At 62.7% G+C, this 20,462-nt stretch carries 19 protein-coding genes, 2 pseudogenes and 1 riboswitch; of the genes and pseudogenes, 13 read left to right on the forward strand and 8 right to left on the reverse strand.

What is annotated here, in order from left to right:
• The first annotated feature begins 72 nt into the window (after window positions 1-72).
• The 5 genes from ATI14_RS20550 to ATI14_RS20570 all read left to right on the forward strand — a co-directional run bounded on the left by ATI14_RS20550 (window position 73) and on the right by ATI14_RS20570 (window position 4,648).
• Window positions 73-1,170, forward strand: a complete 1,098-nt coding sequence (locus tag ATI14_RS20550; protein ID WP_016969447.1) for a fatty acid desaturase family protein — start codon at window positions 73-75, stop codon at window positions 1,168-1,170.
• 123 nt (window positions 1,171-1,293) lie between these two features.
• Window positions 1,294-1,614: a MocE family 2Fe-2S type ferredoxin gene (locus tag ATI14_RS20555; protein ID WP_016969448.1), complete on the forward strand. Its 321-nt coding sequence runs from the start codon at window positions 1,294-1,296 to the stop codon at window positions 1,612-1,614.
• A gap of 2 nt (window positions 1,615-1,616) precedes the next feature.
• Window positions 1,617-2,816 carry an NAD(P)/FAD-dependent oxidoreductase gene (locus ATI14_RS20560; protein WP_080520140.1) on the forward strand — a complete coding sequence of 400 codons (1,200 nt, stop codon included), beginning with the start codon at window positions 1,617-1,619 and terminating at the stop codon, window positions 2,814-2,816.
• A 1-nt stretch (window position 2,817) separates the two neighbouring features.
• A complete protein-coding gene (locus ATI14_RS20565; RefSeq protein ID WP_016969449.1) occupies window positions 2,818-3,636 on the forward strand; it encodes a sugar phosphate isomerase/epimerase family protein in 819 nt (272 codons plus the stop codon).
• A 49-nt stretch (window positions 3,637-3,685) separates the two neighbouring features.
• Complete coding sequence (locus ATI14_RS20570; protein ID WP_016969450.1) at window positions 3,686-4,648, forward strand: Dyp-type peroxidase; 963 nt, start codon at window positions 3,686-3,688, stop codon at window positions 4,646-4,648.
• Between the two features lie 124 nt (window positions 4,649-4,772).
• On the opposite strand, the gene ATI14_RS20575 is transcribed toward ATI14_RS20570, so the two are convergent.
• On the reverse strand, window positions 4,773-5,645 hold the full coding sequence (locus tag ATI14_RS20575) for an undecaprenyl-diphosphate phosphatase (RefSeq protein ID WP_016969451.1): 873 nt from the start codon (window positions 5,643-5,645) through the stop codon (window positions 4,773-4,775).
• 178 nt (window positions 5,646-5,823) lie between these two features.
• On the opposite strand from ATI14_RS20575, the gene ATI14_RS20580 reads away from it, so the two are divergent.
• A complete protein-coding gene (locus ATI14_RS20580) occupies window positions 5,824-6,330 on the forward strand; it encodes a GNAT family N-acetyltransferase (RefSeq protein WP_026083322.1) in 507 nt (168 codons plus the stop codon).
• A 93-nt stretch (window positions 6,331-6,423) separates the two neighbouring features.
• On the opposite strand, the gene ATI14_RS20585 is transcribed toward ATI14_RS20580, so the two are convergent.
• The gene (locus ATI14_RS20585) at window positions 6,424-7,359 is read right to left on the reverse strand and encodes a GlxA family transcriptional regulator (protein ID WP_016969453.1); all 936 of its coding nucleotides are present in this window, start codon (window positions 7,357-7,359) and stop codon (window positions 6,424-6,426) included.
• Between the two features lie 145 nt (window positions 7,360-7,504).
• Between ATI14_RS20585 and ATI14_RS20590 the strand changes: the two are divergent.
• The 3 genes and pseudogenes from ATI14_RS20590 to ATI14_RS20600 all read left to right on the forward strand — a co-directional run.
• Window positions 7,505-7,855 (forward strand): annotated as a pseudogene (locus ATI14_RS20590) (TetR family transcriptional regulator C-terminal domain-containing protein); the annotation flags it as partial.
• A gap of 25 nt (window positions 7,856-7,880) precedes the next feature.
• A complete protein-coding gene (locus tag ATI14_RS20595) occupies window positions 7,881-8,558 on the forward strand; it encodes a type 1 glutamine amidotransferase domain-containing protein (RefSeq protein ID WP_016969455.1) in 678 nt (225 codons plus the stop codon).
• A 114-nt stretch (window positions 8,559-8,672) separates the two neighbouring features.
• Window positions 8,673-9,399: pseudogene (locus ATI14_RS20600) on the forward strand (oxidoreductase); the annotation flags it as partial.
• Between the two features lie 205 nt (window positions 9,400-9,604).
• Here ATI14_RS20600 and ATI14_RS20605 read toward each other — a convergent pair.
• A complete protein-coding gene (locus ATI14_RS20605; protein ID WP_016969456.1) occupies window positions 9,605-10,603 on the reverse strand; it encodes an NAD(P)H-quinone oxidoreductase in 999 nt (332 codons plus the stop codon).
• Window positions 10,604-10,761: 158 nt separating this feature from the next.
• On the opposite strand from ATI14_RS20605, the gene ATI14_RS20610 reads away from it, so the two are divergent.
• A complete protein-coding gene (locus ATI14_RS20610) occupies window positions 10,762-11,637 on the forward strand; it encodes a LysR family transcriptional regulator (RefSeq protein WP_080520798.1) in 876 nt (291 codons plus the stop codon).
• Window positions 11,638-11,886: 249 nt separating this feature from the next.
• Here ATI14_RS20610 and mntP read toward each other — a convergent pair whose 3' ends face one another.
• The 4 genes from mntP to ATI14_RS20630 form a co-directional block, all read right to left on the reverse strand.
• Complete coding sequence (gene mntP / locus ATI14_RS20615; protein ID WP_017255593.1) at window positions 11,887-12,450, reverse strand: manganese efflux pump MntP; 564 nt, start codon at window positions 12,448-12,450, stop codon at window positions 11,887-11,889.
• A gap of 12 nt (window positions 12,451-12,462) precedes the next feature.
• Window positions 12,463-12,631: riboswitch (yybP-ykoY riboswitch) on the reverse strand.
• A 29-nt stretch (window positions 12,632-12,660) separates the two neighbouring features.
• Window positions 12,661-13,443, reverse strand: a complete 783-nt coding sequence (scpB, locus tag ATI14_RS20620; protein WP_016971739.1) for a methylmalonyl-CoA decarboxylase — start codon at window positions 13,441-13,443, stop codon at window positions 12,661-12,663.
• A complete protein-coding gene (locus tag ATI14_RS20625) occupies window positions 13,440-14,663 on the reverse strand; it encodes a CaiB/BaiF CoA transferase family protein (RefSeq protein WP_080520691.1) in 1,224 nt (407 codons plus the stop codon). The genes scpB and ATI14_RS20625 overlap by 4 nt, the downstream gene beginning before the upstream one ends.
• Window positions 14,664-14,678: 15 nt before the next feature.
• Window positions 14,679-15,974 (reverse strand): MFS transporter, encoded by a 1,296-nt coding sequence (locus ATI14_RS20630; RefSeq protein WP_080520692.1) that lies wholly within the window; start codon window positions 15,972-15,974, stop codon window positions 14,679-14,681.
• 136 nt (window positions 15,975-16,110) lie between these two features.
• Here ATI14_RS20630 and ATI14_RS20635 point away from each other — a divergent pair, with 136 nt between their 5' ends.
• Entirely contained in the window at window positions 16,111-17,034 is a 924-nt protein-coding gene (locus ATI14_RS20635) for a LysR substrate-binding domain-containing protein (RefSeq protein WP_016971736.1), read from the forward strand.
• Here ATI14_RS20635 and ATI14_RS20640 read toward each other — a convergent pair.
• The gene (locus ATI14_RS20640) at window positions 17,021-17,593 is read right to left on the reverse strand and encodes a LuxR C-terminal-related transcriptional regulator (protein ID WP_016971735.1); all 573 of its coding nucleotides are present in this window, start codon (window positions 17,591-17,593) and stop codon (window positions 17,021-17,023) included. The two genes, ATI14_RS20635 and ATI14_RS20640, sit on opposite strands and share 14 nt — an antisense overlap.
• A 130-nt stretch (window positions 17,594-17,723) precedes the next feature.
• On the opposite strand from ATI14_RS20640, the gene ATI14_RS20645 reads away from it, so the two are divergent.
• Window positions 17,724-18,902 (forward strand): acetyl-CoA acetyltransferase, encoded by a 1,179-nt coding sequence (locus ATI14_RS20645; protein ID WP_017255598.1) that lies wholly within the window; start codon window positions 17,724-17,726, stop codon window positions 18,900-18,902.
• Between the two features lie 3 nt (window positions 18,903-18,905).
• Complete coding sequence (locus ATI14_RS20650) at window positions 18,906-20,438, forward strand: class I adenylate-forming enzyme family protein (RefSeq protein ID WP_080520693.1); 1,533 nt, start codon at window positions 18,906-18,908, stop codon at window positions 20,436-20,438.
• Window positions 20,439-20,462: the final 24 nt, after the last annotated feature.

Here is a 20,462-nt window from a genome sequence, read left to right on the forward strand (position 1 = left end):
GGGGCAATAACCGGTTCTCTATCGTCTGTTTCGCAAAGCACCTGAAACCCACGCTTGCGGAGAACAATAACAATGCCTGAACACACCGCCCGTCCCGCTCGGCGCGACTACAGCCTCACCGGCCCCGAAGCTGCCCGTGCGGCAGAAAAAGGCCTGGTGTCGGCCAGTTGGTACCAATCGCCCATTTCGCGTAAACGCATGAAAGAACTGATGCAGCGCCGCGACGGCCCGGCCCTGCGCGACACCGCCCTGTGGGTGAGCGGGTTGCTGGTCACGGGTGTCGGCGGTTACTGGTTTTGGGGTTCCTGGGCCTGCGTGCCGTTTTTGCTGGCCTATGGCGTGCTGTACGGCACCGCGTCCAACCCGCGCTGGCACGAAACCGGCCACGGCACTGCGTTCAAGACCCGCTGGATGAACGACGGGCTCTATCAGGTCGCCAGCTTCATGTGTATTTTCGAGCCCCACGTGTGGCGCTGGAGCCATGCCCGCCACCACACCGACACCATCGTGGTCGGGCGCGACCCGGAGATCGTCGAGCCGCGTCCGCCCAGCTTTTGGATGATGTTTTTAAGCCTGTTCAATTTGCCGCTCGCCTGGAAGACCTTCAGCGGCGTGGCGCGCCATGCCGTTGGCAGGATGAGTGACCAAGAGCGGGATTTCATTCCTGAATCCGAGTGGCCCAAGGTGTTCCGTGCGGCACGCATCTGGGTCGGCATTTATGGGGTCGTCATCGGCACGGCGTTGTACCTGCACAGTTGGCTGCCGTTGATGCTGGTGGGGCTGCCGAGCCTCTACGGCGCCTGGCTGGGTTACGTGTTTGGCCTGACCCAGCATGTGGGCCTGGCTGAAGACGTGCTCGACCACCGCAGCAACTGCCGCACCATTTATATGAACCGCGTGCTGCGTTTCATCTACATGGACATGAACTACCACCTCGAACACCACATGTACCCGATGGTGCCGTTCCACGCACTGGCGCAACTGCATGAGGAAATCCGCAGCGACTGCCCGCCGCCATACGCCAACCTGTTTGAGGCCTACAAAGAGATCCTTCCGACGATCTGGAAGCAGCGCAGCGATCCCGCCTATTTCGTGCAACGCCCTTATGGCGAAGATGCTTCCCGTGGCGAGGGAGCTTGCTCCCGCTGGGCGGCGCAGCAGCCCCAATAAATTCACCGTGGTTTCAAATAATTCACCGGGCTGACGATTCTGGGGCCGCTGCGCAGCCCGGCGCGAGCAAGCTCGCTCGCCACAAAAGGCTCGTTCGCCACAGGTCACTTGGAGACAATTGCAATGAACGATCAATGGATCGACGTCTGCGCCGTGGGCGAAATAGACGAGGAAGACGTGATGCGCTTTGACCACGGGCCACATACTTACGCGGTGTACCGCTCTGCCGACAATCAGTTCTTCGCCACCGCGGGCCTGTGCACCCACGAGAAAATCCACCTGGCCGACGGCCTGGTCATGGACCACGTCATCGAATGCCCTAAGCACAACGGGCGCTTTGATTACCGCTCCGGCAAGGCCCTCGGCGCGCCGGTGTGCGTTAACCTCAAGACCTTCCCTGTGCGGGTTGAAGCGGGGCGGGTGTTGCTCGCCGTCACGGCGTGATGATGAACGCTCCCCTTGTTATCGTCGGCGCCGGCCATGCCGGTGGCCGTGCGGCGCTGACCTTGCGCGAAGAAGGTTACACCGGGCGCCTGATCCTGATCGGGGATGAAGCGCACTTGCCCTACGAGCGGCCACCGCTGTCCAAGGGTTTGTTGCAGGGCACGGCGGATTTGGCCGGCTGCAGCCTGTTCGACGGCGCCCGGCTCGCCGAGTTGAGCATCGAGCATATTGCGAGCAACCCCGTGACCCGGTTGGAGCCGCAGCACCATCGTGTGCAACTCGCCGATGGTCAGTGGCTGGCCTACACCGGTTTGCTATTGGCCACTGGGGGGCGGGCGCGCAAGTGGCCGCAGAACCACGACAACCTGTTGTACCTGCGCACGCACGATGAAGCGCTGGCCTTGCGAGCCGCTTTGCGCCCGGGTACGCGACTGGTGATGGTCGGCGGTGGTTTTATCGGGCTGGAAGTGGCCTCGTCGGCACGCAGCCTGGGCTGTGAGGTAACGGTGCTGGAAGCCGGGCCCCGGTTGGCAGGCCGAGTACTGCCGCCGGTGATTGGCGAAGCGTTGCTCAACCTGCATCGCAGCCAGGGCGTGGACGTGCGATTGAATGCGGCACTGGAATCGATCCAGGCCGACACCGTGCTGTTGGTGGGCGGGGAACGATTGGCCTGCGATCTGGTGGTGGTCGGCATCGGCATGCAGCCCAATCTTGAACTGGCTGTCGCCGCAGGGCTGGACGTGGGGCAGGGCATTCGCGTGGATGCGTGCCTGCGCACCAACGCGCCGAACATCTACGCAGCAGGCGACGTGTGCGAATTTCGCCTGAATGGCGCCTATCAACGTCAGGAAACCTGGCGCAATGCTGAAGCCCAGGGCCGGCATGCTGCGCTGAATCTGTTGGGGCGTGAGTTACCGTTCGCGGCGACCCCGGGCTTTTGGTCGGATCAATACGACTGGGGCTTGCACACAGTCGGCGTGATGACTGCGCACACCGTCAGCCGAGCGCTTCCAGACGGTGGTCTGCTGTTGTTTTACCTCGATGCCGAACAGCGTTTGCAAGGCGCCTGCGGCTGGGCGCCCGGCAACAATGTGGCCAGGGACATCAAGCTGTGCGAACGCCTGATCACTGCCGCCGTCCCTTTGCACGACGCCAGCCTGGCCGATCCGGCACTGCCCCTCAAACAATGGCTGCGAGGTTGATATGCGCGAATTTCTGGTATTTCAATCGATGTGGGCCATGCAAATCGAACCCGGTGCGCTCGACGCCCAACTGGACCGCATCAAAGCCGCCGGGTTTGACGGCGTCACCGATCATTACTGGAAACCGGCCGACGTCGCGCGCCTGCACGCCGCTGCCTCAGCGCGGGGCTTGCAGGTCGAAGGCCAGTTGTTTCCGCAATCGGTGGGCGACCTGGCGGCGGCCCTGGATGTGATCAGCCGCTATGGTTGTCACCACCTCACCCTGCAAGCCGACGTGCGCCCGCGCAGCCAGGCCGAGGCCGTCAGATTGATTGAAGGCTGGCAGCGGCTGGCCGAGCAGGTGGATTTCCCGGTGCTGCTGGAAACCCATCGTTATCGCCTCACCAGCGACTTGTTATTTACCCTCGACTTGCTGGCGCACATGCCTGATTTGAAGCTGCTGGCGGACCTGTCGCATTACGTCGTCGGTCGTGAGCTGCCCGAATCCGGCACCGTTGACGATGACCGGCACATCCATGAAATCCTGCGCCACAGCTGGGGTTTTCATGGCCGAATTGCGAGCAGTGAACAGGTGCAGGTCTCGCTGGACTTTCCTCAGCACCAGGCCTGGGTCAAGCGCTTTACCGGCTGGTGGCGCTATGGGATCGAACACTGGCTGAGCCGTACCGAGACGCCACAGAGCCTGTCCTTCACCTGCGAACTGGGCCCGCCACCCTATGCGATCACCGGCGCCGATGGCCACGAGCTTACTGACCGCTGGGCCGAGGCCTTGAAAATGAAGACGTTGATTCGCGAGGTGTGGCAGAGCTGTCAACGTTGATCTGCTAATCTGCGCGGGTTCAATTTGCCCATCGCCTGTGGACCCGCTCATGAAAACATGCCCCGTTCAGCCACCTCTGGAACCGCAATCCGTTTGCCACCCGATCACCAGCAGCGCGATTTTCATGGTCGCGACCCTGAACGCCGACGACCTCGATAGCGTGCGCGGCTGGTGTGCCGACATCGCCGGGCTGGTGCGCTCGGTGGGCAAGCGCGTACCTTCGGGCAATCTCACCTGTGTGTGCGGGTTTGGCTCGGATGCGTGGGACCGGCTGTTCGGCCTGCCACGCCCGGCAGCCTTGCACCCGTTTCGCGAGTTCGGCGTGGAAGGGCGCAAAGCGGTCTCGACGCCGGGCGACATCCTGCTGCACATCCGTGCCGACCAGATGGACCTGTGTTTCGAACTGGCCACGCAACTGATGGCGGCCCTGGGCGATAGCGTCAAAGTGGTGGATGAGGTGCAGGGTTTTCGCTACTTCGACATGCGCAGCATCATCGGCTTTGTCGACGGCACCGAGAACCCGGTAGGGCGCAAGGCCGAAGGGTTCACGATTGTCGGTGATGAAGACAGCGCGTTCAGCGGCGGCAGCTATGTGTTGGTGCAGAAGTACCTGCACAACATGACGGCCTGGAACGGCCTGACGGTGGAAGAACAGGAGAAGGTGATTGGGCGCACCAAACTGTCGGACATTGAGCTGGATGAAGAGAGCAAGCCGAGCAACGCCCACAGCGCGTTGACGGTCATCACCGATGAGCACGGCGAAGAAGTGAAAATCCTGCGTGACAATATGCCGTTCGGCAGGCCCGGCGCCGGGGAGTTCGGCACCTACTTCATCGGCTACGCACGCTCGCCGCAACCCTTGGAACTGATGCTGGAAAACATGTTTGTCGGCCGTCCGGTGGGCAATTACGACCGTTTGCTGGATTTCAGTACCGCCGTGACCGGCGGCCTGTTTTTCGTGCCGTCGGCCGATCTGCTTGAAGCGCTGGCCGAGCGTACGCCCGGTCTGTAGCACAACACGGTCCACCTGTGGGAGCGGGCTTGCCCGCGATAGCGGTCTGTCATCCCGCCAACGTGTGTCGCCTGACACACTGCTATCGCGGGCGAGCCCGCTCCCACATTTGGATGGTGGTGGTTTAGCTCAACAACCCGGTGCTCACCGCCACAATCAAAAAGATCCCCAACAGCGCGCGGTAGATCACGAACGGCCAGGTAGAGAAGCGCTCCAGGAACTTCATCAGGCCCCAGATCGCAAAGAATGCCGAGACGCTGGCAACCACCAACCCGAAAATCAGATGCGGCCAGGCGTGCACCGGCATGTCGGCGTGCAGCAGCACCCACAGCTCTTTCAGGCCTGCGAGGGCGATGGCCGGCAGGCCCAGCAGGAAGGAAAACCGCGCCGCTTCTTCACGCTTGAAATTAAGAAACAGCGCGGCGGTCAGTGTGGAGCCTGAACGCGATACGCCCGGAATCAACGCGCCGATCTGCGCGATGCCGACGATCAGCGCATCACGCAGGCGCATTTCACTGACTTCACGGGTATGGCGGGCCCGCACTTCAGCCACGGCCAGCAGCACCGCCATCACCACGCAGGAAATGCCGATCACCATCAAGCCGCGCAAAGGCGAGTTGCAGGCGTTCAGGGTTGAGGCCAACGCAAGGCCGGCGATGCCAATCGGGATGGTCGCCAGCACAATCGCCACCGCCAGCTTGAACCATTGGTCGTTATAGTCACCGCGTCGCACCGCGCTGATGCTGCCGGTGGTGACCTGGCGCACATCACGCCAGAAGTAACTGACCACCGCTGCCAGCGCCGCCAATTGCATCGCCGCCGAAAACGCCGAGCCGGGGTCTTGCCAGCCGAGCAGGGCCGGGACCACGCGCATGTGAGCGGTGGACGACACCGGCAGCAGCTCGGTAATGCCCTGGATGACGCCCAGGATGAAAATCTGCAGGTAATCCAGAGAGGCAAAGCCCACATCCAGGCCGGCGGTACAGACGTTGGTCAAAATTCAGGTCCTTGAGGAAAGGGGGAGGCGGGCAAAGTTTATTCTAAATGTTTCAAGATTTTGGCGGGGCCACCATAAATCCGCAATCGGTTCAGCAAACAGAAAGGTTATGCAATGTATTGGCCTGTACACGGGTTTTGTGAACAATGGCGCCCTGCGTTTTTTGACCGAGAGTCCCATGCCTGAAACCACCGTCGAACTGATCCAGACCGGCCCCGAAGAAGCCGAGCTGATTCGCAACCTCTACCAGTATTACGCCTACGAGTCCTCGGACTGGGAACAGGAAGATGTCGAAGCCGATGGCCGCTTCTATATTCACGACGAACACTTGTCCCGCTACTGGCAAGACCCGCAGTGGAGCGCCAACCTGCTGCTGGTGGACGGCTACATCGCCGGTTTCCTGTTGATCGAAGGCAGTGAGTTGCCGGGCATTGATGCCCTGGAACTGGCGGATTTGTTCATCCTCAAGCGCTACCGCCGCAAGGGCATCGGGCGTGCCATCGCCAGCCAGGTGCTGTGCAGCGGCGAGGCCAACTGGCTGGTGCGATTTTATGATCAGGATGAGGTGTCCCAGGCATTCTGGCGCACGGTGCTGGATTACCTGCCGCGCCCGGTGCAAAGCCTTGAACTGGACGATGACCCGCAACTGGTCAGTTACCTGATCACCCACGCGGCGCTTCATTAAACGTAACGTTGAACTCGCCGGAGCAGGGCGGCTCTTGACCGCCACGGGTAAAGAACTCAACAGCGAAAGCCCTTGCCACTGTCGCTGATCGTTTTAAACCTTGAACAACGCCTGCTGCATCGTCTGCGGCGCCTGCCCAAAGGCTCTGAGAAACGCCTGGCGCATGCGCTCGCGATCACCGAAGCCGGCCTCACGGGCCACCACTTCAACCGGGTGACGGCTGGTTTCCATCATCGCCCGCGCGGCTTCCACCCGCAGGGATTCGATGGCCTTGGCCGGGGTTTGCCCGGTTTCTTCGCGAAACACCCGGCTGAACTGGCGCGGGCTGAGCCGCGCCACGTCGGCCAGGGCTTCCACCGACAAGTCATGGGTGAGGTTCTCGCGGGCGTAGGCCAGGGCCAGTTGCACACGGTCCGACTTGGGGTCGAGTTCCAGCAGCGCCGACAATTGCGACTGTTCGCTGCCCCGACGTTGGGCGATGACCAGTTTGCGCGCGATACGCCGCGCAAGGTCGCCGCCCAGGTCGTTCTCCACCATGGCCAGCGCCAGGTCCAGGCCGGCGCTCATGCCGGCGCAGGTCCAGATCTGCCCGTCGACCACAAACAGCTTGTCTTCTTCCAGATGAATGTTCGGGTAGCGCTTGCGAAACGCGGGTACGTGAATCCAGTGAGTGGTGGTGCGCTTGCCTTCCAGCAGCCCGGCTTCGGCCAACACAAAGATACCCATGCACAATGAAGCCACTCGCCGCGGCTGCGCGGCAGCGGCCTTGACCCACTCGAGCAGGCTGGCCTCGGGCAAGCGAAAATCCATATAGCCGCTGACGATCAGGGTGTCATAACCCTGGGGCCGAATGGGCGTGGTGTTCACCGAAAAGCCTTGTGACGTCATCACCGCGCCGCCGTTTTGCGAGACCAAATGAAACTCGTAAGCCGGCTCGCCCCGCAACAGGTTCGCGCACTCGAACACCGAGCCGGTACTGAGGCTCAGGCACTCGAAATTCGGGTAAACCAACAGCGCAACGCTGTGCATCGTGCTTCTCCAGGGGCATTTGCTGGGGCGATTGTCGGCGTGTGCCGGGTAAACGGCAACCGGTAGCGTGTCGTGTCCGGAATCCTTGCGGATATGACATTGGTGAGGTTTGTCGCCACGCCTAACATTCCCTCAACGAACTGGATTGATGCGCTATTGGCACTGTTGGATCGACAACCAGACCGGCTGCACCGACACAGGCAAATGCCTTGCCGTCAAACTGGGTGCCGAGGTGTCAGACCTTTCAGAGCCGATGCGTCTGGCACTGCAACGCGGCACCGCGCGCACCATTGCCTGCATTGCCCAGGCCTTGCAGCAGGGCATTGACGACGGCTCGGTACTGACTGAGCAACAGCCGCACCACCTGGCCTCGCGCCTGTATGCGCTGTGGCTCGGCAGCAGCGTGATGAACAAGATCACCCGTACAACCGCGCCTTTTGACGAGGCGCTGTGGCTGACCCGACAGCTGTTTGGCAGCCCTGAAAACACTCACTGAAACCCATCGATCGAGGCACTGGACCATGAAAGTATTAATCGTACTGACTTCTCACGACAGGCTTGGCGATACCGGCCGCAAGACCGGCTTCTGGCTCGAAGAGTTCGCCGCACCGTATTACGCGTTCAAGGACGCCGGTGCCGATATCGTGCTGGCATCCCCGGCGGGCGGTCAGCCTCCGCTGGACCCGGTCAGCGACCAGCCGGATTTCCAGACCGAATACACCCACCGCTTTGCCGCCGACTCGGCCGCGCAGCAGGCCCTGGCCAACACGGTGAAGCTGGAGACGGTCAAGGCCGCCGACTTTGGCACCGTGTTCTACCCCGGTGGCCACGGCCCGCTGTGGGACCTGGCGGAGTCGAGCACATCAATCGCGTTGATCGAAGCCTTCGAGCGCGCCGGCAAGCCAATCGGTTTTGTCTGCCATGCACCGGGTGCGCTGCGTCACGTCAAGGCAGCCAATGGCGAGCCACTGGTCAAGGGCCGTCGCGTGACGGGGTTCTCCAACTCGGAAGAGGCTGCGGTGGAATTGACCGATGTGGTGCCGTTTCTGGTGGAAGACGAATTCAAGAAACTCGGCGGCCGCTATGAGAAGGGCGCTGACTGGCAATCTTTCGTGATTGAAGACGGTTTGCTCGTTACCGGGCAAAACCCTGCAAGTTCCGCTGATGTTGCCCAAGCCCTGCTGAAACTCACCGCTTAACTTAAAAAACCTCTGATCCATCGGCGGCTCTTTTGAGCCGCTGATGCTTTTGCACGCCCAAAATCTGGAACCCTTTATGGCCAATCACATTCTAGGCACCCCGGTGAAACTGGCTTCATCGAGACCGCGCCGGGCGCTGGTGAGCTGGTGCAACCGCCTGTGCCTCGGGAGTTGACCACTGCCGAGGTCAAGGCGCTCGTCGGGCAATACGCCCAGGCCGCGCGCAATGCGCTGGATGCCGGGTTTGACGGGGTAGAAATTCACTCGGCCAATGGCTATCTGGTCAACCAGTTCATCTCGGCGCACGCCAACAGGCGCGACGATGAATACGGCGGCTCGCTGCACAACCGCCTGCGCTTGCTGCGCGAAATCGTTGAGGCCGTGAGCGCGGTGGTCGGGCCGGAACGCCTGGGTGTGCGCTTCTCTGCCGTTGTTCAGCGGCACCGACCAGGACCGTGTGTACATCGGGCTGGTGGAAGACGATCCGCACGCGACCTACCTTGCGGCGATAGAGATGTTGGAGACGGCGGGTATCGCGTACGTGTCGATCGCTGAAGCCGATTGGGACAACGCCCCCGAGCTGCCGGAAACCTTCCGTCGTGCGGTGCGCGCCGCGTTCAGTGGGCGGCTTATTTACGCCGGCCGCTACACCGCGGAGCGCGGCGCAAAGCTGCTGGAAGCCGGGTTGGCGGATTTGATCGGGTTCGGGCGGCCTTTCATTGCCAACCCTGACCTGCCGCAACGGCTGATCAACGGCTGGCCGTTGAACCCGCTGCGGGCTGAAGGCATGTACGGGGGCGGCGAGGCGGGGTATATCGACTATCCCGTTTACGCCGATTAACCCCCGCGGCGAACGCGCTTCTTGTGGCGAGAGGGCCTGTCGTGGCGAGCGGGCTTGCCCCGCGTTGGGCTGCGAAGCAGCCCCAAAACCTGCTGCCGCATTCCACATGGAGAAACGCGGTGGCTTTGCTGGGGCTGCTACGCAGCCCAACGCGGGGCAAGCCCGCTCGCCACAAGAAGTCTGCTTGTCACAGAAAGCTGCTTGATCAGTTCACCTTCAACACAATCTTGCCAATATGATCGCCACCTTCCATCCGGGCATGGGCCTGGTCGGCCTGGGTGTAGTCAAACACCTGGTCGATCATCGGCAGGCAACGGCCCGCCGACAGCACTGGCCATACGTGTTCGCGCAGTTGGTCGGCGATGGCGGCTTTTTCGGCTTTGGTGCGCGCGCGCAGCAGTGAACCGGTAACGATCGCGCGTTTGCCGAGGATGGTCAGCAGGTCCACATCATTGGCTTTGGCGCCGCCGAGGAAGCCCAGCATCACGATGCGTCCGTCCATGGCCAGGGCCTTGAGATTGTTGTTGAGGTACGAGCCGCCCATGATGTCCAGAACCACATCCACACCCTGGCCGCCGGTTTTCTCGGCGATAACGTCGGCAAAATCCTGCTCGCGGTAGTTGATCGCTTCGGCGCCGAGAGCGCGGATGGCGGCGCATTTTTCCTCGCTGCCGGCGGTGGCAAAGGCTTCAATGCCGAACTCGCGGCACAGCATCAGCGCAGTCGTGCCGATGCCGCTGGTGCCGCCGTGGATCAGTACGCGTTGGCCCTTGTGCGCGCCGCCAATGCCAAACAGGTTGGCCCACACCGTGAAAAAGGTTTCCGGAATCGCGGCGGCCTGAATCCATTCCATGCCTTCGGGAAGCGGCAGCGCCTGGCTGGCGGGCACCACGCAGTACTGGGCGTAGCCGCCGCCGTTGGTCAGCGCACATACCTTGTCGCCCAAGTCGTATTCGGTCACGCCGTCGCCCAGCGCCACCACTTCACCTGCGATTTCCAGGCCCGGAATCGGGCTCATGCCGGGCTTCATCGGGTATTTGCCGGCGCGTTGCAAGGCGTCGGGGCGGTTGACCCCGGCGGCGTGCACCTGAATCAGAATCTCGCCGGCCGCCGGGGCAGGTACCGGTTCCTGGCGCGGCTTCAACACCTCGGGGCCGCCGGGGGTGGTGATTTCAATCAGGGTCATTTCCTGGGCAAGAGCCATTTTGAGCATTCCTGTAGCGATGAGCGTATGGGGTGGGACCGTGGCAAGCCGTCGACGGTTCTGAATTTTTCTCTGACGCCGAGCATACTCGAGACCGGTGATGCAATAATGCTGCGAATGCACGGCAAGGCGATGCAAAAATGCATCAAGGGGGCGAGATGAATTGGGATGATGCGCGGGTATTTTTGGCGGTGTGCCGTGAATCGACTCTGCGCGGCGCGGCCCGCGTGCTGGGAGTGGACCAGGCCACCGTAGGGCGTCGGATCAACGCCCTGGAGAAATCCCTGAGCGCGACCCTGTTTTTGCGCACCTCCGAAGGCTATGTACTCACGGCAGTCGGCGAAGCTGCCCTGTTGTCGGTGGAGAAAATGGAGCACTCGGCGCTGGACCTGCAGCGCCGGATTCAGGGCCTGGATGACCGTCTGACCGGCACGGTGCGCGTCAGCACCACCGACTCAATGGCCATCGACTTCCTGATTCCGGCCATCGCCAGCCTGCACGACAAACACCCCGACGTGCGCGTACAACTGGATGCCTCCACGCAATTGATCAGCCTGGCCAGGCGCGAAGCCGATATTGCCGTACGCAATTCCCGCCCCGACAACCCCGACCTCATTGCCCGGCGTATCGCCCGCTGGCCGGTGGGCCTGTTTGCGTCCAGGGGTTACCTGGAGCGCCACGGCATGCCGCAGCCGGGAAGCCCGTTCGAAGGCCATGATCTGGTGGTCTACCAACCGCACCTGCAACACCAAAAGGACCTGACACTGGCCTGCGAGCCCCTGGGCCATGGGCGCGTTGTGGCCGCGCTGAGTTCCAGCCTGTTGGTGCGCCGCTCGATTGCCGCGGGCCTGGGCATTGGCGAAATTCCAGTGCTCAGCGGCGAGCGCGATGGGTTGGTGCGCCTCTGGCCGGAACGCACTCGGCCGTTGCCCTATGACGTGTGGCTGGTGACCCATGCCGACTTGCGCCACACCGCCCGGGTGCGGGTGGTGATCGATGAAATCGTCGCGGCGTTTGCCGGTACGGGCGATTGAGCTCAACAGCACGGCGCCTGGTCGCATGCCTGAGTGGTGTGGAGCAAAAGCCCTCAAGTGTGGGAGCGGGCTTGCCCGCGATAGCGGTGTATCAGAGCTGAATGCAGTGGCTGACGCACCCTCATCGCGGGCAAGCCCGCTCCCACAGTTTTGACCGAGTTAGGCTTTGTTTTTCTGTGGGAGCTGGCTTGCCTGCGATGGCATCAACTGGGTGCATCAGGCACACCCGATTGATGCCTCTCACCTTACTCAGGCCGACAAGTGCTCATACAAGATTGTCGCACCGACCAGCATCAGCACCACGCCGCCGACCATCTCGGCGCGCTTGCCGACTACGGTGCCGAGTACACGGCCGAGCATCATGCCGATCGTCACCATGGTCATGGTCGCCAGGCCAATCGCGGCCGAAGCCAGCAGAATGTTCACGTCGACAAAGGCCAGGCCCACGCCGACTGCCAGCGCATCGATGCTGGTGGCGAAGGCCGTCACGGCCAGGATCAGGAACGAATGCTGGGCCGGTTTTTCCACTTCTTCATCATCGTCTTTGAGCCCGTTGTAAATCATGTGCAGGCCCAGGCCGACCAGCAGCGTGAAGGCGATCCAGTGGTCCCAGTTTTCCACCCAGCGCGTGGCGGCATGCCCGATGGCCCAGCCGATCATGGGGGTAATGGCTTCAATCACGCCAAAAATAAGGCCGGCGCGCAGGGCTTCGACAAGGCGCGGTTTGTGCAGGCTGGAGCCTTTGCCGATAGCCGCCGCGAAGGCGTCCGTGGACATGGCGAGTGCGAGAAAAATCAGGGAAATGGGGTTCACGGCAAGGCTTCCAGTCGGGCTGTATGAGTCAACGACACAACCACGCGCCCGACTTCAGGCATGGCTGTGTCGCTGGTCTCACCAACCACAACGGTGTTCGTACCACGGCAGGTTGCCGAATATGTTGATACGAACGCTTCTGAACGGGTCAGAAGCCGGTTACTCCCCAACGAAGGGCCGGAGCATAAACGGGCAGATATGAAAAAACTGTCAACGCCCTTCAAAGGCAGGTGGCCGACGCTCGGCAAACGCCGCCAGGCCCTCGCCAAAGTCTGCGCTGGCGCACGCCTGGCGGCGTAATTCGGCGATCTGCTCCATGGCTTGCACTGGCATGGGCTGCAAGTCTTCAAGGATGCGCAGTTGTTCCTTGACCGCCTGAATCGCCAGGGGCGCCTTGGCCGCGATGCCCCGTGCGATGTCCAGCGCAGTGGTTTCCAGTTCGTCGGTGGGCACCAAGCGGTTGATCACCCCGAAACGCTCGGCGCGCTCGGCGTCGAGTTTGTGCGCGCAGAAGAACATCTCCTTGAGCACATGAATCGGCAGGTTGTTGAAAAACCTCAACAGCCCGCTGGTGGTGTAGGGCAGGCCGATGTTGGCCGGGGTCATGGCAAAACTCGCGCTGGGGTCGGCCACCACCATGTCGCAGCTCATGGCCAGGTCCACAGCGCCACCCCAGGCGGAGCCTGAAATCGCGGCGATCACCACGCCCGGATACGCGCGGATACGCCGCAGCACTTGCTCCAGCGGCTTGCCGTAGGCCACGGGGTCGCGGTCGCGGGCGACTTCACCGATATCGTGGCCGGCGCTCCACACTGACTGGCCCGCTTCGGCACCCAGAATCACCACGCCGACGCGCTGCGCGGCAAGGGCGACCAGGCTTTCATCCAGGCTGCCGAGTACCTGCGCGCTGAGCGCGTTGCGCTGGCTGGGGTTGCTGAACGTCAGGCGCGCGATGCGCAGGTCGATAAGTTCGAATGAAACATTGGCCGTCATGATGCGGTTCCTGTGTGGCTTGGGTGTTCGGGGGCCTGAAAAACTGCCTGTGCCTGGAGCAATGCCTGAATGCTTGCCGGAGCAAACCCGGCCTGGTGCAGCACCTCAACGCTGTGCTCGCCGAGCAGCGGCGGTGGCCGCGGCGCGTCACCCGGTGGTGCTTCGCTGAAGATCGGGGTGACCACCTGGCGCAAGGCCCCCAGGGTCGGATGCGCCAGTGTATGGGTCAAATGGCTGTGCAGCACCTGTGGGTCGGCGAACACTTCGTCCAGCGTATTGATCGGGCCGGCAGGCAGCCCGGCGGCGATGAAACGCTCGGTCCAGTCGCGCTTGTTGCGGGTTTTCAGGCGGGTTTCCAGAATGGCTTTCAATTCCTCGCGGCGCTCCACCCGTGCCTCATTGCTCGCAAAGCGCGGGTCCTGTGGCAGGTCGGGCAGGTCCAGCAGCGTGCAGAGCCGGGTCCACATGGCAGATGTGATCGGCGCCAGGTTCAGCGGGCCGTCCAGGGTCTGGAACACGCCGTAAGGGGCGATCACCGCGTGGGCATTGCCGGTGCGCTTGGGCACATCGCCCAGGCTCAGGTAGCGCTGGCCGTGCACGCTGAGCAGGCCCATCAGGCTGGCCAGCAACGAGGTGCTCACGTGCTGGCCGCAACCCGTGCGCTCGCGCTCCAGCAGGGCCGCGAGCACTGCCGTGACCAGCCACATGCCCGAGGTCAAGTCGCCAATGGCGGTGCCGGTGCGCGTGGGGTCGCCGTCGCTGAAACCGGTGAGGCTCATCAGCCCGGAATAGCCTTGGGCTATCTGGTCAAAGCCTGGCCAACTGCTCATCGGGCCGTCGCTGCCAAAGGCGTTGATGCTGCCCAGAATCAGCCGTGGGTTGCGTGCACTGAGCACCGCGTAACCCAGGCCCATGCTCTCCAGCGTGCCGGGTTTGAAGTTCTCGATGACCACGTCGGCGCCTTCGATCAACTGCTGGAGGGTGTCCAGTCCCCTGGGGTTGCGAAAGTCCAGGCACAGCCCGCGCTTGTTGCGGTTGCACGACAGGTAATAAGTGCTCACACCCCGGTCGAACGGGCCCCAGGTGCGGCTCATGTCGCCATCCGGGCCGGGTTCGACCTTGATCACGTCCGCGCCCAGGTCAGCCAGCACCATGGTGCAGAACGGGCCTGACAGCGCGCGGCTGAGGTCGATGATCTTGATTCCTTGCAGCGCTTGCATGGGCGTCTCCAACGATTATTGAGGCAGGGTCTGGTGGCGAGTTTCCACCGCGAACGGCAGGATCAACACGCCGAGCACAAAGGCGGCGGCGGTCCAGGCAATCGGTGCGCCGATGGAGCCGTACCCGTGAATGGCCGCCGCCAGCAGAAAGTTGACCCCGGCGCCGATAAAGCGCCCCACCGAGGCATTGAAGGCAAAAGCTGTTGCGCGGATTCGCGTGGGGTATTGCTCGGGCAGCCACAGGGAAAAAATCGCAAAGTTGCCGCCGAAGAAGCCCAGGAACACCAGCGACACCATGAACAGGTTCAGCCCTTCATCCAGGTAGAACACCCAGCCGAAGGCAAACACGATGGCCGCCGCCATGCCGCTGAAATAGAGACCCAGCGCCTTGCGCCGGCCCACTCGTTCCGCCAGCCACGGAGCCACCAGGCAACCGAGGATGGTGCTGAGGGACAACACCGCCGCGCCGATGGACGCCAGGTGCACTGCGCCTACGTGGTCGATACCTGCGCGGGTCGCCAGGGTGACCACGGCAGTGGCTTCATACACCGAGCCGGCCCACAAACCGATAATCGCCACGCCCACCAGCGCCGAGCTGGTCAATGTGCGACGGCGAAAGGCCGGCGCGAAGATTTCCCACCAGGGCGCGCGCGGGCCGGTTTTGGCCAGTTGGCGTTGCGGCTCCTTGACCTTCAGCGCGGTATAAACGGCTACCACCGCAGGAAACAGCCCGCACAGGAACATCACGCGCCAGCCGTAAGTGGCACCCACGGTGTAGTTGAGGAGCGCGGCGATGAAAAAACCCAGGTAGTAACCGGTTTGCAGGTAGCCGGCGCCCATCTTGCGCCGGTCTTCGGGCCAGCTCTCGGCCACGTAAGTGCCAGCCAATGCCCATTCACCGCCGACGCCGATCCCGGCGATCAAGCGGAAAATCGCCAGTTGCCAGATGTTCTCGGAAAACGCCGCCGCCCCGGTAAACAGCGAGTACACCAGAATGCTCGCCGCCAGCACCTTGACCCGCCCGAAGCGGTCGGCCAGCGGCCCCCAGATGAAGGACAGGCCCCAGCCCACCAGAAACAGCCCGAACATGATCGAGCCATAGGCGGCGATGTTTGCAGCGGTGGGCTCAAGGCCGGAGTGGGGCAGCAATTCGGTCAGCGCCGGGATGAGCACCAGGGCGAATATCACTGAATCCACGCCGTCGAGCACCCAGCCCAGGTAGACGGCCCAGAAACCACGGATCTGTTCGCGGGATAAAGGGGTTTTTGCGGCTTTTTCCTGCGTTGCCGATGCGCTTAACGCTTTGAACATGACGACCTCCCGTGACCCTGAACGGGCCTTTTGTTGTGAGGTCAATCTAAGTAAGGGAGGCATAAGCAACAAATATGAAATTCCTTTGGAGGTATCGGATTTTTATATAGAGTTCAAGCTTTCAAGGAGGGCTCACATGGACCTGCGCCAACTGCGCTACTTCGTCAAAGTGGTCGAATGCGCCAATATCACTCGCGCCAGCGAGGCGTTGCACATTGCTCAGCCGGCGATCAGCCAACAGATGCGCAACCTCGAACAGGACTTGGGCATGCAACTGCTCGAACGCAGCGCCCAAGGCGTTGTGCCGACGGCAGCGGGGCACACGTTGTACCGGCATGCCGTGGACCTGCTGCGCCAGGCCGACGTCACCCACGAACTGCTGCGCCAGGACGCGCAATACCCCCAGGGCAAGGTCTCGGTAGGCATGCCGTCGAGCACTGCGCGCATGCTCGCCATGCCGCTGGCGCGCACCATTCGCAGCCGTTATCCGGGGATCAAGCTGGAGTTGATCGACGCCCCCAGTGCCGACCTGGGCGGCTTGATCACCACCGGGCGCGTGGCGCTGGCGGTGCAGGTCGATGGCGTGCCCACGCGTGGCGTGCTGTCGCGGCGACTGTTCACCGAAACCCTGTATCTGGTGGCGTGGCCGGCGTTTGAGTTGCCGGCGGCCGGCGTGAGTATCAAACACCTGGCGCAGATGCCACTGGTGCTGCCTTGTGCGCCAAATACGATCCGCAGCCGCGTTGAAGCGGCGATGCAGGAGGCCGGGTTGCCATTTGCGGTGGAGTTTGAGGCCAACTCCACTGACTTGCTGTTTTCGGCGGTGCTGGCGCGCCTGGGCGTCACCGTGCTCCCGTGGGCGGCGGCCCATGCGGAACTGGAAGAGAACCGGCTGAAACTGGCGCGCATTGACCACCGTCTGTTCAGCCGCGAGCTGTCGATGTGCTGGCCGGACACGGCGGTGCAAAGCAACGCCGTGCAGAAGGTCAAGGAAACCATTCTCGAGCTGTTCGAGGGGTTTGAACGGCAGCCGGGCTGGGCCGCCGTTACGCCACCATGATGATCTTCGACACCAACTCCACCACGGTCTTGGCCTGCAGCTTCCTCATCAGCCGCGCGCGGTGCACTTCCACCGTGCGGTGAGAAATACCCAGGCGCAGGGCGATTTCCTTTGATTTGAGGCCGTTGACGATGTGCATGGCGATTTCCCGCTCCCGTGGCGTGAGGTCGCCGGTGCCCTGGTGCGTGCGGTCCAGGCGTTCGAAGTGCCAGACCATCAGCTCGAACGGATTTTTCGGGGTGAGGGTGTAGCCATGGGATTTGGCCCAGAACACTTCGCCGCTTTTATGTTGCATGAAGCGTTCGTCGGAGTAGAAGCCGTTCGGGCTGTGGAGCAACCAGTCGTGGCTGCGTTTGCCGATGGCATGGTAGTCGGCCTGGGACGGGTAGATCAGCAGGGTCAGCTGGTTGAGCAGGGCGTCTCGCGCGTAGCCGAACAACTGCACAAACGCCTCGTTGCAGTCGACGATCACGCGGTGGCGCGTGACCAGCTGCGGCGCCGGGGAGTGCTGGAACGCCAGGCGCTGGATGTCCTGGAAAGGCTGTGTAAATGCATTCATTGGGCGTCCTGCCTCATTGTGTTTCGCTCAGGGCGGCTACTTAGTCGTGTAAGTAGTTACACGAATTGGCGAGCGGCCAAGGGTGGGTCATTGTAAGGAATGTCCGCACCAAGAACAGAAGAAATTACCTATGCCTGCTGATTGCGTCTCCATTGTTGCTGCCGGTCATTCGAAGTTTGGTCGCCTGGAAGGCACCACCCTCGAAGACTTGATTGTGCAAGTCACCCGCGAAGCCCTGGCGGACGCGGCCATTGAGGCGTCCGAGATTGACGCGTTGTTTCTCGGGCACTTCAATTCGGGGCTGGTGCCCGACGGGTTTGCTGCCTCGTTGCTGCTGCAGGCCGACCCCGGGCTGCGTTTCACGCCGGCTACGCGCTGCGAAAACGCTTGTGCCTCGGGCGCGGCGGCGATTCAGGCCGGGGTCAACGCGATTTTGTCCGGCAGCGCCGAGCTGGTGCTGGTGGTGGGTGCGGAAAAGATGACCCACACCTCGACTGCCGACGTCACCCAGGCCCTGGCCGGCGCCGGTTATCAGAACGACCCGGCGGAAGCGGGGATGAGTTTTCCGCAATTGTTCGGTCGCGCCGCGCGCCAATATGCCGAGCGCTACCACTGCCCGCTGGGCTCGATGGCGGCCATCGCCACCAAAAACCACTCCAACGCCATGGCCAACCCGCTGGCGCAGATGCACCGGGTGATGGATTTCGAGCACTGCAACAACGTCTCCAAGAGCAACCCGTTTGTGGCCGAGTCGTTGCGCCTGACGGACTGCTCGCTGATCAGCGACGGCGCGGCCGCCATTATCCTCGCGTCGCCCAAACGCGCGCGGGCCTTCCGTCGCGATGTGCAGATTTGCGCCATGACCCAGGTCAATGACCTGCTGCCGATTGCCGGGCGCGACATCCTCGCCTTCGAAGGCCCGCAACGTGCAATCCACACGGCATTGCGCGCGGCAAATATCACCTTGAATGACTTGAGCTTCGCCGAGGTACACGACTGCTTCACCATCGCTGAGCTGCTGATCTACGAAGCCATGGGGCTGGCGCCGAAAGGCGAGGGCCACCGCGTACTCGACAGCGGCGTGGTGCGCCACGGCGGGCGGTTGCCGGTGAACCTCTCCGGCGGGCTCAAGGCCAAGGGGCATCCGGTGGGCGCGACGGGCGTGTCGATGCATGCGCTGGCGTTCCGCCAATTGACCGGCGAGCCGATTGGCCTGGCGGTACCCAATCCTGAGTTCGGCCTGGTGTTCAATATGGGCGGGATGGCGGTGGCCAACTATGCGTCCGTCCTGCACGCGCGGCGTTGCTGAGCCATGAATATTGCCCACTGGCTGCACGACACCGCACGCCGCATGCCGCAAGCCCCAGCCCTGTTTGACGGCACCCGGCACGTCGCCGACTACGCCACCTTCGCCGCCCATGTCCGCCAGCGTGCGGCCTGCCTGGTCGACCAGCACGGCATTGCGGCGGGGGATGCGGTCGCCGTGCTGATGAAGAACAGCTGCGACTACCTGGAAGTGCTTTACGCCATCTGGTGGATTGGCGCGGTGGCGGTGCCGATCAACGCCAAACTGCACCCGACGGAGGCGGTGTGGATTGCCGACAATGCCGACGCGAAGTTGATATTGACCGACGGCGGCCGGCTGTTTTCATCACAGGATTTACCCCCGCGCTGCAAGGAACTGGATGGTCATGCGCTGCCGCCCACGCGCGGCTGGCCAACCCTCGAACAACCGGTGGCGCGACACGACAATGACCTCGCCTGGCTGTTCTACACCTCCGGCACCACCGGGCGTTCCAAGGGCGTGATGCTGTCCCACGGCAATCTGGTCGCCATGTCGCTGTGCTATTGCACGGATGTGGATTCGGTCAGTGCCGAAGACGCGGCGGTGTATGCCGCGCCCATGTCCCATGGCGCCGGGCTCTACAACTTCATTCATGTGCGTTGCGGTGCACGGCATGTGGTGCCGGCGTCCCGGGGTTTTGACGCTGCGGAGCTGTTCGCCCTGGCGCCGGCAACGGGCAAGGTTTCCTTGTTTGCCGCGCCGACCATGGTCAAGCGCATGGTCGAGCAGGCACGCTGCCAGGGTTACAGCGGCGAGGGCATCAAAACCATCGTCTACGGCGGTGGCCCGATGTACCTGGCGGACCTGCGCGAAGCGGTGGCTACCTTTGGCCCGCGGCTGGTGCAGATCTACGGCCAGGGTGAAAGCCCGATGACCATCAGCGTATTGCCCCGCGCCCTGATTGCCGACCGCGAACGCGCGGACTGGGCCACCCTTGCGGCGTCCGTGGGCCACGCGCAATCTGCCGTGGAGATCCGCATTCTCGACGCGCAACACCAGCCGGTACCGGTGGGCCGGCGCGGCGAAATCGCCGTGCGTGGCGCCACGGTGATGCAAGGCTACTGGCGCAACCCCGAGGCCACGCGTCAGACCCTGGTCGATGGCTGGTTGCTGACCGGTGACATCGGCTTTCTCGACCCCGCCGGTTACCTGACCCTCACCGATCGCTCCAAGGACGTGATCATCACCGGCGGCAGCAACGTATACCCGCGCGAAGTCGAGGAAGTGCTGGCTCAACACCCCGACGTGTTTGAGGTCTGCGTGGTGGGCGAGTCGGATGAGCAGTGGGGCGAGTCAGTGGTGGCGTTCGTGGTGCCGCGCAACGGGCAGGCGCTCGACGAGGCTGAACTCACCGCCTGGTTTGTCGCGCGCATGGCCTCGTTCAAGAAACCGAAGAAGTATGTATTTCGCGCCGAGCTGCCCAAGAACAGCTACGGCAAAATCCTCAAGACCGACTTGCGGCAGGTGTTGAAAGAGGCGAGTATCGCCGCCGTTCGCTGAACCCGCCATTTCATGGATTGATAC

The sequence above is a fragment of the Pseudomonas tolaasii NCPPB 2192 genome (genome assembly GCF_002813445.1).
In the GTDB taxonomy this organism is placed as follows: Bacteria; Pseudomonadota; Gammaproteobacteria; order Pseudomonadales; family Pseudomonadaceae; genus Aquipseudomonas; species Aquipseudomonas tolaasii.

Excerpts from the sequence above, each read along its gene's own strand:
- ATI14_RS20585 (WP_016969453.1), bottom strand. The coding sequence starts at position 7,359 with ATGCACAGCGTTGCGCTGTTGGTTTACCCGAATTTCGAGTGCCTGAGC.
- ATI14_RS20610 (WP_080520798.1), top strand. The coding sequence starts at position 10,762 with ATGAATTGGGATGATGCGCGGGTATTTTTGGCGGTGTGCCGTGAATCG.
- ATI14_RS20650 (WP_080520693.1), top strand. The coding sequence starts at position 18,906 with ATGAATATTGCCCACTGGCTGCACGACACCGCACGCCGCATGCCGCAA.
- ATI14_RS20625 (WP_080520691.1), bottom strand. The coding sequence starts at position 14,663 with ATGCAAGCGCTGCAAGGAATCAAGATCATCGACCTCAGCCGCGCGCTG.
- ATI14_RS20580 (WP_026083322.1), top strand. The coding sequence starts at position 5,824 with ATGCCTGAAACCACCGTCGAACTGATCCAGACCGGCCCCGAAGAAGCC.
- ATI14_RS20640 (WP_016971735.1), bottom strand. The coding sequence starts at position 17,593 with ATGAATGCATTTACACAGCCTTTCCAGGACATCCAGCGCCTGGCGTTC.
- ATI14_RS20595 (WP_016969455.1), top strand. The coding sequence starts at position 7,881 with ATGAAAGTATTAATCGTACTGACTTCTCACGACAGGCTTGGCGATACC.
- ATI14_RS20565 (WP_016969449.1), top strand. The coding sequence starts at position 2,818 with ATGCGCGAATTTCTGGTATTTCAATCGATGTGGGCCATGCAAATCGAA.
- ATI14_RS20560 (WP_080520140.1), top strand. The coding sequence starts at position 1,617 with ATGAACGCTCCCCTTGTTATCGTCGGCGCCGGCCATGCCGGTGGCCGT.
- ATI14_RS20645 (WP_017255598.1), top strand. The coding sequence starts at position 17,724 with ATGCCTGCTGATTGCGTCTCCATTGTTGCTGCCGGTCATTCGAAGTTT.
- ATI14_RS20555 (WP_016969448.1), top strand. The coding sequence starts at position 1,294 with ATGAACGATCAATGGATCGACGTCTGCGCCGTGGGCGAAATAGACGAG.
- scpB (WP_016971739.1), bottom strand. The coding sequence starts at position 13,443 with ATGACGGCCAATGTTTCATTCGAACTTATCGACCTGCGCATCGCGCGC.
- ATI14_RS20630 (WP_080520692.1), bottom strand. The coding sequence starts at position 15,974 with ATGTTCAAAGCGTTAAGCGCATCGGCAACGCAGGAAAAAGCCGCAAAA.
- ATI14_RS20550 (WP_016969447.1), top strand. The coding sequence starts at position 73 with ATGCCTGAACACACCGCCCGTCCCGCTCGGCGCGACTACAGCCTCACC.
- ATI14_RS20635 (WP_016971736.1), top strand. The coding sequence starts at position 16,111 with ATGGACCTGCGCCAACTGCGCTACTTCGTCAAAGTGGTCGAATGCGCC.
- ATI14_RS20605 (WP_016969456.1), bottom strand. The coding sequence starts at position 10,603 with ATGGCTCTTGCCCAGGAAATGACCCTGATTGAAATCACCACCCCCGGC.
- ATI14_RS20570 (WP_016969450.1), top strand. The coding sequence starts at position 3,686 with ATGAAAACATGCCCCGTTCAGCCACCTCTGGAACCGCAATCCGTTTGC.